This is a genomic window from Ferdinandcohnia sp. GQ5 (assembly GCF_059759275.1).
Map to the genome: position 1 here is coordinate 123843 of NZ_JCAXEW010000015.1, position 16737 is coordinate 140579.

Sequence of the window (16737 nt, forward strand, 5' to 3'; positions counted from 1 at the left end):
CATCCAGTGGACCTGTTAGGCCCACTGGGTAAATTTAAGGTTTAATATGAGCGTGGTAATCCAAGAACATGCTGACCAACAAAGCTAACGACTAGATTATTTGAAATTGGTGCAACAATGAAGAGACGAGCTTCCCTGAACTTTCTCTCAATATTGTATTCTTTTGCAAAGCCATACCCACCGTACGTGTCCATTGCAGCATTTGCTGCACGCCAAGTCGCTTCAGAAGTAAGATATTTAGCCATATTGGCCTCTTCACCACAATTAATTCCAGCGTCAAACATTTCAGCCGCTTTATCTCTCATCAATTTTGCAGCTTGGATATCCATATATGCCTTAGCTATAGGGAATTGAACACCCTGGTTTTGTCCAATCGGTCTATTAAATACAACACGTTCGTTTGCATACTGTACAGACTTATCAATAAAGTAAAGGCCATCACCTACAGATTCAGAAGCGATGAGAATACGTTCTGCATTCATTCCACTTAATACATATTTGAATCCTTTCCCTTCTTCACCAATTAAGTTCTCAACTGGGATCTCTACATTTTCGAAAAATACCTCTGTTGTTGCATGGTTAATCATGGCATCAATTGGACGAATATCAATGTTGGCAGCTTGCTCCTTCATATCTAGTAAAAAGAGACTTAAGCCATCTGTTTTCTTTTTCACCTGGTCCTTTGGCGTTGTTCTTGCTAGTAAAAGCATTAAATCTGAGTGCTCTGCTCTTGATGTCCATATTTTTTGACCGTTTACAATGTACTTATCTCCTCTACGTTCTGCAAATGTTTCTATGCTTGTTGTATCACTTCCTGCCGTTGGCTCTGTAATTCCAAAGGCTTGTAGGCGAAGTTCACCACTAGCAATCTTAGGAAGATAACGTTGCTTTTGACCCTCATTCCCATGTCTAAGAACTGCGCCCATTGTATACATTTGAGCGTGACAAGCACCTGAATTCCCACCAGAACGATTGATTTCTTCTAAAATAATTCCGGCTTCCTTCATCCCAAGACCAGCACCACCGTATTCTTCGGGAATTAATACTGAAAGCCATCCTTCCTCTGTCAGCGCCTTAACAAATGCAGTTGGGTATGCATCCCTTTCATCTAATTCTCTCCAGTAGTCTTCTGGAAAGCGCTCACATAAAGCTCGAACACTCTTACGAATCAATTCCTGTTCATCTGTTTCAGCTACAAATGTTTTTACCATATTAGTACCCTCCAAAAATATTCGTTTTTATTAAAATGATATTTTTATAGACTCTATATTTTATTTACCCATCCATTGCGGAGCACGTTTTTCATTAAAAGCACGTATTCCTTCCACCCTGTCTTCAGAATTCGCACACTTATAGTACGCTTCAAGCTCTAGTGCAATTCCTGTTGTTAAGTCCGTCTCAGTGCCTTTATTTACCGCTTTTTTTAATGAAATTAACGATAATGGCGCGTTTTTAGCGATGCTTTCTGCTAGAACTAACGTTTCTTCGAGAAGATTGTTAACTGAGCAGACTTTATTTACTAAGCCCCATTGTTTTGCTTCATTCGAAGTGATTCTTTTACCTGTATATAGAATTTCTTTCGCAATTCCAATTGGAACAAGGCGGGATAATAACTGTGTTCCTCCAATACCGGGAATAATTCCAAGTTTTGACTCAGGCAATCCTAGGCTAGCGTTTTCAGATGCTGTTCTAAGGTCACAGCTCAATGAGATTTCCAAACCACCGCCAAGCGCATAGCCATTAATTGCAGCAATTACCGGAAATGGAAAGTCTCTTAGACTTTCAGTCACTTTTTCAAAAGCATCATGCTGAATTTTCCAGTCCTTTTGAGACATGCCATTCCGTTCTTTCAAATCTGCACCTACGCAGAAGCTTTTTGAACCAGCACCGGTAAGCACTAATACACGAATATTCTCATCATATTTTAAGTCTTGTAGAATATCGATTAACTCTAATGCCATCTTTGTATTCATTGCATTCATAGAATCAGGTCTGTTAAGAGTTAAAATAGCAATATTTTGTTTTTTTTCAAGTTGGATTGTTTCAAACGTTTTTACTGACATAAGATCACTCCTCTATTTTTTGGTCAACTTGGAAGCGGATACATTTTAGAACTCTTTCCAGCTTTGGCTACTTGACCTGGTAGTTCATGTTCTAAAATATCACTCAGCCTTTGAGACGCTTGTATCAATTTATCAAGATCAATAGATGTCTTCACGCCCATTTCTTCGAACATATGTACAACATCCTCAGTACAAACATTCCCAGTAGCTCCCGGTGCAAAAGGACAACCACCTATACCACCTAATGAGGCATCAAACACGGTAATCCCTGATTCAAGTGAAGCAATAATATTTGCTAATCCCATACCACGTGTATTATGAAAATGGCAACCAAATTCAAAATGCTTCCATTCAGACAGTACCCTTTTTGTTAAGAGATATACTTGCTTTGGGTTAGCCATACCAGTTGTATCTGCAAGTGTGATTCGATTGATGTTGTATTGAAGTAAATTTTCTATGATCGTTAAAATGCGTTCTGGGGGAACCGTCCCTTCAAATGGACAGCCAAACGAAGTGCCAATTGTAACATTCATTTTCATATTTTGTTGGGTTGCGTAATCCACTAAGTATTTAAATCCTCCTAGTGATTGTTCAGTTGTTTGTCTTACATTTTGTAAATTATGTGAATCACTCGCTGACAGCACATAATTGACAGATGTAACACCACTGTCATTAGCTAACTCTAATCCTTTACTATTCGGAATAAGAGCAACTAATTTGGGATTACCAAGATGATCCTTTAATCTTGAATAGAATTCTGCAGTATTTGCCATCTGAGGTACAAGTTTTGGGTGAACAAAAGACCCAAATTCAACTTCTGGAATTTTCGATTCCTTTAGTAAATGAAAAATTTCTACTTTCTCTTCGACTGTTAGAATTTTCGGCTCTAATTGAAGACCGTCTCTTAGACCGACTTCATTAATACTTACCTGATTAACTACATTCATTGAATATATTCCTCCAGTAAGCTACTTTATAATTTAACTCCTATAAATAGGATACTGTATCCAATCATGAATTTCAACATTATTTTGAATTTTCTAACATAATTATATCGCTATACTTTATTAAAAAAATACCTCTATCCTTAAAGTTTGTTATTACTTAATAATGATGATTTTGAAGTGTTTTTAATCGATTTTTGATATATACTTGCTTGTATAATCAATTACAGCATTTTATAGAGAGAAGGATCTACTTTGCAGCAACAACAAAATACTTCAGATAAGTTATGGACAAAAAACTATTTTCTAGCGTTTATTTATGCGATGTCTACTCAAATTTCCAACAACATGCTAATGACAGGACTGCCATTATACGCAATTTATTTAGGCGGGGATAATTCGATTTCAGGTATGCTTTTTGGTTTTTTCATGTTTGTAGCGATTCTTTTCAGACCTTATTTTGGTAAATTGATAGATGAAAAGAGCCGTAGAATCGTCTTAATTATTGGTGCTGTGATCGCAGCTTTTATTACTTTCTCGTATGTTGTAGCCTTTTCGATTAGTCTACTGATTGTAATGAGAAGTATACACGGTATAGGGTTCAGTGCTACTACCAATGCTTCCGGTACTGTTGTTTCGGACATCGTACCAAAAAGACGGTTAGCAGAAGGGATTGGGTATTTTGGTTTAGCAAATACACTGTCTACAGCAATCGGACCTGCACTTAGCATCTTTTTAATTCAACAGTATAATTATCAAGTTTTATTCATCGTTGCCGGTTTAATCGGTTTGATTTCAATCATTTGTAGCTTGTTTATGACGTATGAAAAAAAGAATCCAAATCTTGTGATAAAATCAACAAAAAAGAATCGAAAAATCTCCGAATTGCTTTTTGAAAAAACAGCACTACCAACAGGTTTAGTAACCGCTTTTGTTTATGTTGGAATGGGCGCATCGTTAACTTTCATTCCAACCTTTGCCCTTTCCTTAGGCATTGAAGACATTGGTTTATATTTTACAGTGTTTTCATTTGCTCTATTATTCACGAGAATTATGGGAGGAAAATTGGCTGATAAATATGGAAGTTCCATCGTGGTAATCCCTGGTTTAGTGATTATGACGATATCATTTGTGGTCTTGGCATACGCCAATTCTCTCGGAGACTTTATTCTAACAGGTATCCTTTATGGATTAGGGTTAGGTTTTGTTGAGCCAGCCTTAAATGCTGTCATGATCAGGCTATGTCCCCCTGATCGAAGAGGAGCAGGGAATTCGACGTTTTTTACAGCAAAGGATTTAGGTAGCGGACTCGGAGCGATTTGTTTAGGTTTCATCTCCCTGAATTCAGGATTCAAAGCTGTTTTCCTTTACAGTGCAGTAAGTATTATTCTCGCATTTTTTGCGTATATATTGATATTGCGAAGACAAATAACTACTGCAAGAAAATCAGAGAGTTCAAATTTACAGGCAAGTGTAAGCTAGATTCATACATTTTAGCATGTCAGGTCCCTTCTTACTTAGGGGTCCTGGCATTTTTATTAACGAAATAACCTAGTCTATTCTCCAAAGAAAAAAGAGCCCCAAATGAGCTCTTTCAATCTAATATTCTACGACTCCAAGATATTCTTCTAATGTAATTTCATGTTCCGTGATATATTTTGCATGCTCGACACCGACATAGCGAATATGCCATGGTTCGTACATATAACCTGTGATGTCTTCATTTCCTAAAGTATAACGAACAATAAAACCAAATTCCGCTGCGTGCTCAGCAACCCATTTGCCTTCAACCGTTTCACCAAATTCCTGTACAAGCTGGTTGTCGACACTATCACTTGTCACGTCCATCGCAAGACCGGTTTGATGCTCACTTTGCCCGGCCTTTGCACTAAAGGTAGAAGCCTCAGTCTCACCATATCCACGTACATAAGAATCATAGATTACTTGTTGTGTTGCATACGAGCGGTAACCCGATTGTGCATGTAACTCAATTCCGTCGACGCTCGCCTGTGCAAATAATTTTTCCAATGCCTCTGCTGCTTCTTTTACCATATGTTTACGTTCTGAAACAGAAGTTGAAAAATCAACATTTGGCACAACAAGGTTTTGCGGTACATAAGTTGCATCCAATACTCCTACTTCTTTGTTGACTAAGAGTAAAAATGGATCATTTGGATCTATGACTGGTTTTACATCCTCTGGCTTCACTACTTCAGTCTGCTCACCAGCTGTTTGGGTTTCTGGTGCCTCTACTTTTTCCGGCAATACTTCCCCATCGTTTTCTTTGCTTAACGCAATTTTCCCAATCACTACTTCTTTAATAGAGGCATAGCTTTCTTGTAAAATATCAGAAAAAGCTTCCCTCGTAAAAAAAATCGAGGACGCCACTAGTACCAGTACCAATCCGATAATGACTTTCTTCAATATAATTCCTCTTCCCTACGTCTATCTCTGTTTTTTTCTCTACCTACCATTCTACTATATTTTACAAGAATCGACACAGGGAATTTAGTTGTAAGTTTTCACCATGAGGAAAGCCCTAGGAGCATGCTAGGACCCGTTTCTGATTTTGTGGGTCACGGGGACAGGTCTGTCCCAGCTTTTAAAAAGATTTGCGTATGCTTTTAGATAGAACGGTAGTGTATTTTCATTCATAAGATCCACATAAAGGTAATAATGAACTAAAAAGTGTTATAAATTGTGAAAATTACCCATTTATGCTTGTTTTATAAGGAAAAGTGCAATAAAAACATACAGAAATATGATTTGCGTATGCTTTTAGATAGATTGGTAGTGTTATTACATTCGTAAGATCCACATAAAGGTAATAATGAACTAAAAAGAGTTATAAATTGTAAAAATTATACATTTGTGCATGTTTTATAAGGAAAAGTGCAATAAAAGCATACAGAAATATGATTTGCGTATGCTTTTAGATAGATTGGTAGTGTTATTACATTCGTAAGATCCACATAAAGGTAATAATGAACTAAAAAGAGTTATAAATTGTAAAAATTATACATTCGCGCATGTTTTATAAGGAAAAATGCAATAAAAGCATACGAAAATATGAATTGCATATGCTTTTAGATAGATCAGTAGTCTATTTACATTCTTAAAATCCAAGAAAAAGGAAAAAGTAATTTCGAAAACGACTATAATTTTATTAAGCAATTCTAATAAAGTTCTTAATCTGTTTTATCCCTAGCTTGTCAAGCGAAAACCAGCTAGCAGGACACGCTCGTCTCTGAGAGGACGTATCGCGAGAGCAGCCAATACTGAAAAATCTGGGACAAGGGACCTCCTGTGTCCCAACCCCAACAAAAAAGGACACGGCACAATACCGCATCCCCTTCAGTTCCCCAACAATTCTCTTGTCTTCTCCAATATCTCCTGGTCCTTCAACCGGAATTTAAATTCGACTCTCCGGGAGGCTTGGCCGTTATAGTTTCCATCGGAGTCGGAGCGGCCATCGGTAAAGGACCTCCCATTTACGGTTAGCTTTGTTTTTAGATGCTCCTGAATGTTTTTATATGGAAACTCACTACTTAGTATATATTCTGCTACACTATATGCCCGCTGTTGGGAAAGTTCTAGGTTATACAAATATGTGCCATCCCTGTCTGCATGCCCCTCGATAATAATTTCTGAAATATACTCTTCATATCCATTTTCAAGGAGTACATCTAAGTAAGCTGGAACGAATTCATCCAAAAACGTAAAAGCTTCCGGTTTCAGTACAGATGAGTCATACTCAAACAGGATATCTGTATTAAAAATCAAGGCCCCAGTTTTCTCATCAATTTCAATGCTAGCGTCGCTGAATTTTTGATTGAGATCCTCTATAAGCCCCACTCTGACACCCATGATTTGATCGATTGTTTTTTTCATTTCTTGAATTTGAAAGGATTTAATTACCATCATGATGATAAAAATCAAAATAAAACACAGCAGTACTGATGTCAGTAAATCGGTGAATGACGGCCAAAATGAACTTTCCTCTTGTTCACGGTGAAAAAGCCTTTGGTATTTACTAATCATTGGTTCCAATCCTTACCCGGCTGTTTTCTTGAACCGTACTCTGAGCAATTGATTGAAGTTGCCGATTCAACTGCTGAAATTCCTGACCAATATCACCCAAAGTTTGCTGCAATTGGCGAGCATTTCTCTGGCCCACATCCCCTGTTATTTCACCAATTTGTTTAAACTCTCTTTTCACAGCCTCATTCATTTCCAGCATGTACTCATTAATATTTCGACTTACTTTATCGAGTTTTTCTCCAAGTGTTCCCTCGAGATTTGTTACATATTTCGAAAGCGTATCCCGTAAAGCATTCACACTTGAGTCAATCTGGTTTTCTTTATATTGGAAGGAATCCCCCATTTGTGTAATGGTCCGGTTGATTTCATTTAATAACTTCATATATTTCATGCCTACCTGCTCATTTGAACGCGAGGCTTCACTCAGGTAACTTTCAATCGCCTGGGCATTTGTCAAATGAACCTGCAGATGCGAATTAAATTCATGGGTAAACTGTGTCAATTCATCAAAACGGTAGGTTAAAAGATTTTTATATTCACTTTGGGCTTTGTTAATCGAATCAAGCGCATGAGGCAAGCGACCTATCGAGTTGCCAAGGGCCTTAAAATCATTGCGGACGTCACGTATTGAAGAAATAATATCGGTTAACTTAGAACTTACATCCGTTCCAAACACTCGCTCAAACTGTAGATTGTTCTCCTTCATTAAATTAATAGAGTGCTCACTTTGTTCATTCATTTTATCAAACGCACCATAAATTGCTTCCTGCCTCTGGGCAATGGAAGAAAAATACTCTCGTATATCAACCACTGACTGCTGAAAATGATTCATCGTTTCCTTTTGATCAGCTGTTAATTCCGCTACCTTTTTATAGGTTTCTGTAAAAGCACTTCTCATTTTTTCATTGCGCTGGTCCATATTCTGAAAGTAAATAAACAATTGATCAAAGTTTTGGTTCAACTTTTTCACGCCTTGATCAAAGCCTTCCGTTAATTCCTGCACACCATGAAAAATAGCCGAAAACTGTTTTAGATTTTCCGTAAGCCCTTCATTAAATTTCGCCAAATCCTTCGCAGATTGCTGCAAACCAACTGTATACTCCTGAAACCCTTTAAACGAATTTACAATACTCTGTAGGGATTCTTGATTCGAGTTACGTAATTCAAGAATAGAGGTATTAATGGTTTCCGAAACAGCAATAAGACGCCCCATTCCATCCTGTTCATTTCCTTCTAGAATGGACTCAGTCTTAAGCATAATATCGGTTATCATAAATTCCGTATTCGCAACCCGAGTAACAATCGTCATAATCAACGAAAGTCCCATCCCAGCAATACTTGTGTAAAATGCGACGTCAATTCCTGCAAGGACGGTTGCGACATTCTCCACTAGCATGTCACCGGTTGTGTCTATGCTGCCGAGTGACATTGCAAGCCCAATGAACGTCCCGAGTACACCTATTAAAATAAAAATGGAAACCGTCATCTGAACAATTTTAATCAGATTGATAACTGGCACATTAAACACACGCCAGCCGGAAATTTTATTCTGAACAAAAGTCTCCACCTTCACCGATTCCTTTTGTTTCATTTGTTCAAAATCCGTCTGAATTCGATTCAGTGGGTCAATCTCTAACGAATTGGTGTCACGGATATAATTACGAATTCTCCTAAGTTTGCTGTACAACGTAAAATGAACCAGGATTGCCACCACAAATCCCACAAAAAGCGCCATAAAAATTAATTCAATCAGTGGACTAGTCAAGACAGCCTCTGCCTGCTGCTCACTCACAAACAACCTCAAGATTGCTTCAACCATTCATTCTCCTCCTTCATTGCACGTCCATTTTTCACCTTGTTTATAGCTATTCGAAAAATGGACAAATCATGCATTTGAATGAAAAAAGAGATGTGATATCAAACCAATTAGAACGATACAATTTTAATAAGGTAATAGCTTTGCAATAATTTGAATTTTACGTTACTTTATAATTAATGATACAAATGGGGATGATACAGATGGAACAAAATGACTTATTACATATCTATAAAAAATTGCATACAGAAATCGGAAATACAAAAAAACACTTGTGTTCTCGATTAAATCATAGTTTAAAGCTGATTCCTACTTTTATTGACACCATTAGAGAAGTACTTTTACCAGAATACTATTGTACAAGTAAAGAACGGAATATGGAGTACGAATTAAACAATCTGGAAAAGCTTCAAAGCCTGTTACAGGAAATCTTATCACATAAAAACGACGAGGATGTCGTTAATCAAGACACGTATACCTTTCTTGAATTATTACCATCATTAAGATCAATCATTATGAAGGATGTCGATGCAGCATTTCGAAAAGACCCTGCAGCGAAAAGCTATGAAGAAATTGCGCTCACTTATCCAGGTGTTCTCTCAATCATTGTTCATCGAATTTCTCATGAACTTCATAAAATGGGATATACGTTAGTATCTCGTGGTATTTCTGAATATGCACATGGTAAAACAGGAATTGACATCCACCCTGGTGCAACAATTGGTCATAGTTTTTTTATGGACCATGGAACTGGCATTGTTGTCGGGGAAACTACCCTGATTGGTAACGATGTAACTCTTTATCAAGGTGTGACACTCGGTGCCTTTTCGTTTGACCGCGATAAAAATGGCGAAATCATCAAAGGTGGCAAAAGGCGTCATCCGGTCATCGAAGATAATGTGACCATTTATGCAGGGGCTACGATTCTTGGAGGAGAAACCGTGATTGGAAGAGATTCCATTATTGGCGGAAACGTCTGGCTTACTCGGAGCATTCCAGCTGGAAGTAAGGTCGTAACAGTTATTCAAAATAAAATGCTATAGATTACTTTTTTGAGGAAATTGTTTATAAAAGGCAATTTCCTTTTTTTCACACTCTTTTCCTTTAAGAATATGATATGGAAAAAAGGACTGTGATGTATGCCTATTTCATTTCCAGTTAGTATAAGAACACAAGCTGTCAGATTTGGCCCTCAAAAAAGAGTCTATTATCCTCAAGTTGAAAGGATGCGGAATCAAAAACTCCAGCAATTAATTAACCAGTCGATTCTACAACAAGCCCAAGGACTGATTTCATTTCAGGTTGGAAATATGCCCTCTACCGTGGCAGAGATGCTCGGATATTACGAAATTAAAAATAACCAGCGACAGGTTTTAAGCCTTACACAAACAAACTATACCTACCATGATAGGGCCGCCCACGGCATGACGTTTATCCGATCATTAACATTTGATCTTAAAAAGGGGAAACGCTGCGATCTCAAGGATCTATTTAAACCAGGCAGTGATTATGTAAAAAGATTATCCACCCTTGTTTCCGAACAAATCAAAGAGCGTAATATTGATTTACTATCTGAATTCACAACGATAAGCCCAAACCAAGAATTTTATATCGCTGACAAAACGCTAGTCCTCTATTTTCAACTGTATGACCTGACACCATATGTATTCGGTTTCCCGATGTTTCCAATATCCGTCTATGACATTCAAGATATTATTGATGAAGATGGACCCCTTGGGAGAATGGCGACAAATGATTGATAGATTTAATAAAGCTTAAATGGGGAATGTTCCTTTCCTCCATTTAAGCTTTTACCATTTATTGCACTCTACAACAGAAAGATATTCTGTTTTTTGCATTCAGTTCTGATTTTTTCATTCCATACCGAAGCTTGAACTTCGCCTATATGTGCCTTTTTTAGCAGAAACATAGATAATCGTGACTGCCCAATTCCTCCCCCAATTGTATAAGGGAGCTTCTTTTCGAGGATTGCTTTATGATAAGGTAATCCTTTCCGGTCTTCATAAAAAGATGACCTTAACTGTTTGAGGAGGGCTTTTTCATCGACTCGTATCCCCATTGAAGAAATTTCAATCGCGGTTTGTAATAATGGACTCCAAAAGAGCATATCCCCATTCAAGGCCCAGTCATCATAATCTGGAGAACGTCCGTCATGTCGCTCGCCTGAACGTAACACTCCACCAATTTGCATTATGAAAACCGCACCATGTTTTTTGGCTATGATAAATTCTCGTTCCTTTGTTGTGTTATAGGGGTACATATCCTCAAGCTCTTGGGCTGTAATGAAGAAAATGTCATTAGGTAATTTCGGGGTCAGTTGCGAATGCAGACCAAACATGTGGAGTTCGGTCGACTTGATTGCCTGATAAATTTTTCTAACTTCTTGCTTCAGCGTCCCCAGATTGCGCTCTTCTTTGGAAATGACCTTCTCCCAATCCCACTGATCCACAAAAATCGAATGGAGATTATCTAGCTTTTCATCTCTTCGAATCGCATGCATATTAGTATATAGCCCAGTTCCTTTTGCAAACCCATATCTGCTTAGAGCTACTCTTTTCCATTTCGCAAGCGATTGAACCACTTCAATGTTTTTATTTTTAATATCAGCCGCATCAAATGACAGGACACGCTCATACCCATTTAAATCATCGTTGATTCCCTCGCCATTCTGAACCAGCAATGGGGCTGATACCTTTAATAAACGCATTGACTTCGAAAACGTATTCTCAAAATAATTCTTTAATTCATTAATGGCAGCTTGTGTATGAAGAATATCCAACACTGATTTGTATTCACCTTGTAATGATATAGAAGTAATTGTCCATTCACCTCCGAGAATGTAAGCAGGAGTCCGCGTTTTTTAGTAGACTCCTCCATTTATTAGACTTATTACCCTATGTGCTAGCGCCCTAAAGTGTTACAGTAATGCTCTATAATTCTATAATGTATGGGGAAAGTGCAAAAAAATGTGTAAGTTACATCACAACAAACATAAAAAAGCTTGGATATATAATATTCTAATCCAAGCTTTTCCTGTAAATATAAATTCTCTTATTGTGATACGATTTCTTTATCTATTGATGGGTTAATTTGATGAAGAATAAACGCACCAATCCCTTGTATAATTGTTTTCACTAGAACTTGACCAATAATAGCGGCTGGAACAGCTTCCCATGGCAAAAAGTTAGCACCAAGTGGACTTAAACCAATGATGACAAAGACTGCTGAGTCGAGTAATCCACCCACTAAGCCACTGTAAAAAACTCTCCAACTCATTGGCAACTTAAGTCGTGTATAAATTTCAGTGTCCGTTGTTTCTGCAAGTAAAAATGAAATCGCAGATGCAAAGACAATCAATAATGTATCACCTAATAAAAATGATACAAGCGCTGATAATAACAAGGCAATACATATAAAGACGTAAGTCAACTTTCTCCCATAACGATTTTGAACAAAGTCTCTAAAAATAAATGTTGCTCCGATTAGAAGTGTCCCCATCGGTACGATGAAAACACCTAGTGTCATCGGTTGAAAAGCTGCTGTTATCACATTCGCTAGAATAATAGATAAAAGATATAAAATGACTCTCATGATAATCCCCCTAAGTTACATTCTTGTTGTTTTACATAAATTGTATATTATTTGAATTCCTCAACTCTCTTACGTGATTCAAGGTAAAGAGTTAATCCATTTTTTCTTAATTTGCAGGAAGGGCATTCACCACAGCCGTCTCCAATGACACCCTCATAACAAGTCAATGTCTTTTCACGAATAAAATCCAAGACACCGAGATCATCAGAAAGCTTCCATGTTTGTGCCTTATCCAACCACATTAACGGAGTATGGATGACAAACTGTTGATCCATTGATAAATTAATCGTTACATTTAAAGATTTAATAAACGAATCGCGACAATCCGGGTACCCACTAAAATCAGTTTCGGAAACACCGGTAATGATGTGTTTCGCACCGACTTGACTTGCTAAAACAGCAGCAAATGATAAAAAGAGTAGATTACGGCCAGGTACAAATGTAGATGGTAACCCGCCTTCTTCTCCTTCCTTTATCTCCAGATCATTTCGAGTTAACGCATTTGGAGCAAGTTGATTTAAAAGCTGCATATCCAAAATATGCTGGGTAACACTTATCTCACTCGCTATCGCCTTTGCACACTCAATCTCCTGCTTATGTCGTTGGTTGTAATTAAAAGTCACAACCTCAACTTCTTTAAAAGTTTCTAAGGCCCAAAATAAACACGTGGTACTGTCTTGCCCACCACTAAATACCACTACCGCCTTTTCATCTTTTAACATGTTTAAAACTCCTTCCGACAAAAGAAAAAACAGTACCCCAAGAGAAGTACTGCTTCATCTTAGTTTTTTTAAAGAGGGGTGCTAGAACCTCTACCGCTAAAAAACGGATTTTTCTATTCAACTAAAAATTATAGTATCACAAAAGTCAATACAGTGGTACAAAAATTTTGGGTCACAGGGACAGGCCCCTTGTCCCACCATATATTTCCATACATAACATTTTAAACAAAACACACCCCCCGACATTGTCATACTATTTCAGACAACAATGGGGGGAAATGACGTTCTTGGTATAATTCTCTTTTAACAGTTAATTAGATATACGAATAGGTCGACAAGTCGAATTTTTTCGGTTTCTCGCACGTGCTCTCCAGTTGATAATGCTGTCCACTATCCGAAGAATCATGAAAACCATGCATGGCTTCTAAAACATGATAAGCTAACTCACCATTTGCACGGAAAGATTCATTATGTAGAATCGCGTTTGCCATATCAGCGACACCCATGCCTCGGTTATTAGTAGGATTTTCAAAAGCGAGTGGAATTTCTACAAATTCCTTTTCATCTTTTCTTCTGATTTTGACTGGACCGCCAAATGTATTTGGATTTGGGACAAGTAGTGTTCCCTCACTTCCATATACCTCAATCGGTGGTAAAGACGTTCCTCCAAAAGCATCAAAGCTTGTCGTAATCGTCGCAATAGCACCTGAAGCAAAATCAACGGTTCCTGCAATATGAGTTGGTGTTACAACATCAATTGTTGTCCCCTTCTTAGGTTCGCTTAATATCGTTCGCTCCGGATAACTGATTCTTGTTGTACCCGCTATCCGCTTCATTGGACCTAATAATGCCACCAATGCCGTTAAATAATAGGGCCCCATATCAAACATCGGCCCGCCACCATGATCATAGTAGAATGCTGGATCGGGATGCCAATGTTCGTGGCCTCGGTTAATCATAAATGCAGATGCCCCAATCGGAACACCAATTTCACCCTTCTCAATCAGATCAATGGCAGTTTGAATACCAGCACCTAAAAAAGTATCTGGAGCACCACCAACGAGTAAATTATAGTTTCTGGCTACTTCTAAAATTTGTTTCCCTTCTTCGCGAGACACAGTAAGGGGCTTTTCCGTATACACATGCTTACCTGCTTCTAATGCCTTGAGACTAACTGACGCGTGCGCCCGAGGAATTGTTAAATTAACCACCAACTGAATTTCATCGTCCGCCAATAGCTCCTCAACAGAAAATGCATTAGGCACTCCAAATTTTTCTGCTTGCTGCTTTGCGCGGGCCACATCTAAATCGGCACAAGCCACTAGCTCAAGATGTTCATATTTTTGAAGATTTTCCAAATAGATCGAACTAATGGTTCCACATCCGATAATGCCAAGTTTCAATTTACTCATATTCTTCCCCCTTACGCTCTGTACGTGATTTCCCTTTTACTGACTATCTCCCATACCTGTATATGTCCGCACATCTCCTGAATCTGCTCGTTCATTAGCCAGTTGCTTTCCTTCTGCTGCCCATAAAAATCCACGACGCATAATAAGAGACACTTCCGGCATTTCAATGATATCGGCATGGTGACCTAAAGAACTATAAAAAACTCTTCCCTGCCCCCACCGTTTTGTCCAAACAACAGGCATGTCGACTGCTTTATTAGTCGCATGTGGTCCATCTACAACCGGGAATCTCGTTGTGGCTAATACTTCCACAGCTGGATCGAAGTGAAGATAATATTGTTCACTCACGACTTTAAAATCAGACAAGCCCTCAAGCAATGGGCTTGAACTATGTTTGATATTCACCATATACTCAACCCCATCATTACCGGGGTGAGCCACCCAATTTCCCCCCGTCATAAACTGCCAATCGACATTATTACGGAATGAGTCACACATTCCCCCATGACAACCAGCAATGCCAACTCCACTGGCTACCGCTTGAGAAATATTTAGAACATATTTCTTCTCAATCTCCCCCATTGTCCAATGAGGAACCAATAAGTCTAGTGATTGTAGTTTTTCAGCATCAGCATATGTATCTAGTGAATGTGAGACCTCAACTTGGAAGTTTTCTTCTACCAACATGTTTTTAAAAAGCTGGGCAACCTGTTCCGGCTCATGACCATCCCAGCCACCCCAAACAATTAATGCTTTTTTTTGCATAGATGAACGCTCCTTACTCATTCAGATATTGTAATCCATTGGCGTTTTTCAATTGACTTTTCCACTGCCTCTAAGACCGCTTGGCATTTAACACCATCTTCAAAATTAGGCACTGGCTGACGATCTTCTTGAATCGCATCCATAAATTCTACGATTTCATGAATAAATGTATGCTCATAGCCAATCGTGTGCCCTGCTGGCCAATAGCGGTCAATATAGTCGTGACTCGGTTCTGTTGCTAAAACACGACGGAAACCTTGAGCATCCTCTCTGTCATCCGTAAAATAAACCTGAAGCTCATTCAATCTTTCAAAATCAAAAATAACGCTCCCTTTACTACCATTAATTTCGAACGAATTCGTACTGCGATGCCCTGTTGCAAAACGAGTTGCCTCAAAACTACCTAATGCACCATTAGCGAATCGCGCCATAAATAATGTGGCATCGTCGACTGTTACTGGACCTTTTTTCCCTTGGGTACTCCCTGTTGCTGATAGCCCTGTCATATTGGTTGGTAATGGTCTTTCTTTAATAAAAGTTTCACTCATACCAATCACCTCAGTGATATCACCGATTAGGTAATGGGACAAATCAATGAGATGAGCGCCTAAGTCTCCATGTGAACCAGAACCCGCAATCTCTTTTTGAAGTCTCCAAGCAAGTGGAAAATTCGGATCCACTAACCAATCCTGAAGAAACCAAGCACGAAAATGATAAATGTCCCCTAATGCACCTTCGTCAATCAGTTTCTTCGCAAGTCTAACAGCCGGAGTAAAACGGTAATTGAAGCCAATCATATGCTTGACACCCGCGTCTTTTACAGCCGCCAGCATTTCCTTAGAATCTTGTAGTGTAAGCGCTAACGGTTTTTCGCAAAAAACGTGTTTCCCCGCTTCAGCAGCAGCAATCGCAATCTCTTTATGTACATCACTTGGTGCATTAATATCGATCAAATCAATATCATCACGTTCAACAAGTGCGCGCCAATCACTCTTATACTCTTCCCAACCAAACTGTGCAGCTGCCTTTGCAACCGCTTCTTGATTTCTGCCACATATCACTTTCATTTCAGGACGAAGCCGATCTGGAAAAAACAACGGAAGATCACGATAGGCGTGACTATGTGCTTTCCCCATAAACTTATAACCTATCATACCGATATTTACTTGTTTCATAGTTTCCTCCCTTTCAGACATATACTTTGTAAGTCTACTCTACTTTATTTAAACATATCTTTACAATTACATATACAATCATTTGCTAAGGAAATGTATAAATATAACAAAAGTTAATATTGAAAAAGTTAATAAAAGAACTTTTTAAATAAAAAATTAGAAAATAAAAGGAAATCTAATCAAAAAA

General features: G+C 38.3%; 15 protein-coding genes. 3 read left to right on the forward strand and 12 right to left on the reverse strand.

What is annotated here, in order from left to right:
• Nucleotides 1-41: 41 nt before the first annotated feature.
• The 3 genes from AC6CHV_RS18185 to AC6CHV_RS18195 are packed head-to-tail and all read right to left on the reverse strand — an operon-like array spanning nt 42 to nt 3010.
• A complete protein-coding gene (locus AC6CHV_RS18185) occupies nt 42-1211 on the reverse strand; it encodes an acyl-CoA dehydrogenase family protein (RefSeq protein ID WP_498079404.1) in 1170 nt (389 codons plus the stop codon).
• Nucleotides 1212-1271: 60 nt separating this feature from the next.
• Complete coding sequence (locus AC6CHV_RS18190; RefSeq protein WP_498079405.1) at nt 1272-2063, reverse strand: enoyl-CoA hydratase-related protein; 792 nt, start codon at nt 2061-2063, stop codon at nt 1272-1274.
• A 23-nt stretch (nt 2064-2086) separates the two neighbouring features.
• Nucleotides 2087-3010, reverse strand: coding sequence for a hydroxymethylglutaryl-CoA lyase (locus tag AC6CHV_RS18195; RefSeq protein ID WP_498079406.1), 924 nt, complete (start codon nt 3008-3010; stop codon nt 2087-2089).
• A 252-nt stretch (nt 3011-3262) separates the two neighbouring features.
• Here AC6CHV_RS18195 and AC6CHV_RS18200 point away from each other — a divergent pair, with 252 nt between their 5' ends.
• Nucleotides 3263-4489, forward strand: coding sequence for an MFS transporter (locus AC6CHV_RS18200; RefSeq protein ID WP_498079407.1), 1227 nt, complete (start codon nt 3263-3265; stop codon nt 4487-4489).
• Between the two features lie 117 nt (nt 4490-4606).
• Here AC6CHV_RS18200 and AC6CHV_RS18205 read toward each other — a convergent pair whose 3' ends face one another.
• The 3 genes from AC6CHV_RS18205 to AC6CHV_RS18215 all read right to left on the reverse strand — a co-directional run bounded on the left by AC6CHV_RS18205 (nt 4607) and on the right by AC6CHV_RS18215 (nt 8867).
• Complete coding sequence (locus AC6CHV_RS18205; protein ID WP_498079408.1) at nt 4607-5431, reverse strand: D-alanyl-D-alanine carboxypeptidase family protein; 825 nt, start codon at nt 5429-5431, stop codon at nt 4607-4609.
• 930 nt (nt 5432-6361) lie between these two features.
• A complete protein-coding gene (locus AC6CHV_RS18210) occupies nt 6362-7048 on the reverse strand; it encodes an OmpA family protein (protein ID WP_121445120.1) in 687 nt (228 codons plus the stop codon).
• Complete coding sequence (locus AC6CHV_RS18215) at nt 7041-8867, reverse strand: MotA/TolQ/ExbB proton channel family protein (RefSeq protein WP_498079409.1); 1827 nt, start codon at nt 8865-8867, stop codon at nt 7041-7043. The genes AC6CHV_RS18210 and AC6CHV_RS18215 overlap by 8 nt, the downstream gene beginning before the upstream one ends.
• Nucleotides 8868-9067: 200 nt before the next feature.
• Between AC6CHV_RS18215 and AC6CHV_RS18220 the strand changes: the two genes are divergently transcribed.
• A complete protein-coding gene (locus tag AC6CHV_RS18220) occupies nt 9068-9907 on the forward strand; it encodes a serine O-acetyltransferase (RefSeq protein WP_498079410.1) in 840 nt (279 codons plus the stop codon).
• Nucleotides 9908-10003: 96 nt separating this feature from the next.
• Nucleotides 10004-10624 carry a DUF3298 domain-containing protein gene (locus tag AC6CHV_RS18225; RefSeq protein ID WP_121445123.1) on the forward strand — a complete coding sequence of 207 codons (621 nt, stop codon included), beginning with the start codon at nt 10004-10006 and terminating at the stop codon, nt 10622-10624.
• A gap of 68 nt (nt 10625-10692) precedes the next feature.
• Here AC6CHV_RS18225 and asnA read toward each other — a convergent pair whose 3' ends face one another.
• The 6 genes from asnA to AC6CHV_RS18255 all read right to left on the reverse strand — a co-directional run bounded on the left by asnA (nt 10693) and on the right by AC6CHV_RS18255 (nt 16550).
• Nucleotides 10693-11694 (reverse strand): aspartate--ammonia ligase, encoded by a 1002-nt coding sequence (gene asnA, locus AC6CHV_RS18230; RefSeq protein WP_207899820.1) that lies wholly within the window; start codon nt 11692-11694, stop codon nt 10693-10695.
• Between the two features lie 242 nt (nt 11695-11936).
• Nucleotides 11937-12476, reverse strand: coding sequence for a VUT family protein (locus tag AC6CHV_RS18235; RefSeq protein ID WP_498079411.1), 540 nt, complete (start codon nt 12474-12476; stop codon nt 11937-11939).
• A gap of 47 nt (nt 12477-12523) precedes the next feature.
• Nucleotides 12524-13198, reverse strand: a complete 675-nt coding sequence (gene queC, locus AC6CHV_RS18240; RefSeq protein WP_498079412.1) for a 7-cyano-7-deazaguanine synthase QueC — start codon at nt 13196-13198, stop codon at nt 12524-12526.
• A 314-nt stretch (nt 13199-13512) separates the two neighbouring features.
• The gene (locus tag AC6CHV_RS18245) at nt 13513-14610 is read right to left on the reverse strand and encodes a Gfo/Idh/MocA family oxidoreductase (RefSeq protein ID WP_498079413.1); all 1098 of its coding nucleotides are present in this window, start codon (nt 14608-14610) and stop codon (nt 13513-13515) included.
• A gap of 36 nt (nt 14611-14646) precedes the next feature.
• The gene (locus AC6CHV_RS18250; protein WP_498079414.1) at nt 14647-15375 is read right to left on the reverse strand and encodes a ThuA domain-containing protein; all 729 of its coding nucleotides are present in this window, start codon (nt 15373-15375) and stop codon (nt 14647-14649) included.
• Between the two features lie 17 nt (nt 15376-15392).
• Nucleotides 15393-16550 carry a Gfo/Idh/MocA family protein gene (locus AC6CHV_RS18255; protein WP_121445129.1) on the reverse strand — a complete coding sequence of 386 codons (1158 nt, stop codon included), beginning with the start codon at nt 16548-16550 and terminating at the stop codon, nt 15393-15395.
• Nucleotides 16551-16737 lie beyond the last annotated feature (187 nt).

Excerpts from the sequence above, each read along its gene's own strand:
- AC6CHV_RS18185 (WP_498079404.1), bottom strand. The coding sequence starts at position 1,211 with ATGGTAAAAACATTTGTAGCTGAAACAGATGAACAGGAATTGATTCGT.
- AC6CHV_RS18190 (WP_498079405.1), bottom strand. The coding sequence starts at position 2,063 with ATGTCAGTAAAAACGTTTGAAACAATCCAACTTGAAAAAAAACAAAAT.
- AC6CHV_RS18195 (WP_498079406.1), bottom strand. The coding sequence starts at position 3,010 with ATGAATGTAGTTAATCAGGTAAGTATTAATGAAGTCGGTCTAAGAGAC.
- AC6CHV_RS18210 (WP_121445120.1), bottom strand. The coding sequence starts at position 7,048 with ATGATTAGTAAATACCAAAGGCTTTTTCACCGTGAACAAGAGGAAAGT.
- AC6CHV_RS18215 (WP_498079409.1), bottom strand. The coding sequence starts at position 8,867 with ATGGTTGAAGCAATCTTGAGGTTGTTTGTGAGTGAGCAGCAGGCAGAG.
- AC6CHV_RS18220 (WP_498079410.1), top strand. The coding sequence starts at position 9,068 with ATGGAACAAAATGACTTATTACATATCTATAAAAAATTGCATACAGAA.
- AC6CHV_RS18225 (WP_121445123.1), top strand. The coding sequence starts at position 10,004 with ATGCCTATTTCATTTCCAGTTAGTATAAGAACACAAGCTGTCAGATTT.
- AC6CHV_RS18235 (WP_498079411.1), bottom strand. The coding sequence starts at position 12,476 with ATGAGAGTCATTTTATATCTTTTATCTATTATTCTAGCGAATGTGATA.
- queC (WP_498079412.1), bottom strand. The coding sequence starts at position 13,198 with ATGTTAAAAGATGAAAAGGCGGTAGTGGTATTTAGTGGTGGGCAAGAC.
- AC6CHV_RS18245 (WP_498079413.1), bottom strand. The coding sequence starts at position 14,610 with ATGAGTAAATTGAAACTTGGCATTATCGGATGTGGAACCATTAGTTCG.
- AC6CHV_RS18250 (WP_498079414.1), bottom strand. The coding sequence starts at position 15,375 with ATGCAAAAAAAAGCATTAATTGTTTGGGGTGGCTGGGATGGTCATGAG.
- AC6CHV_RS18255 (WP_121445129.1), bottom strand. The coding sequence starts at position 16,550 with ATGAAACAAGTAAATATCGGTATGATAGGTTATAAGTTTATGGGGAAA.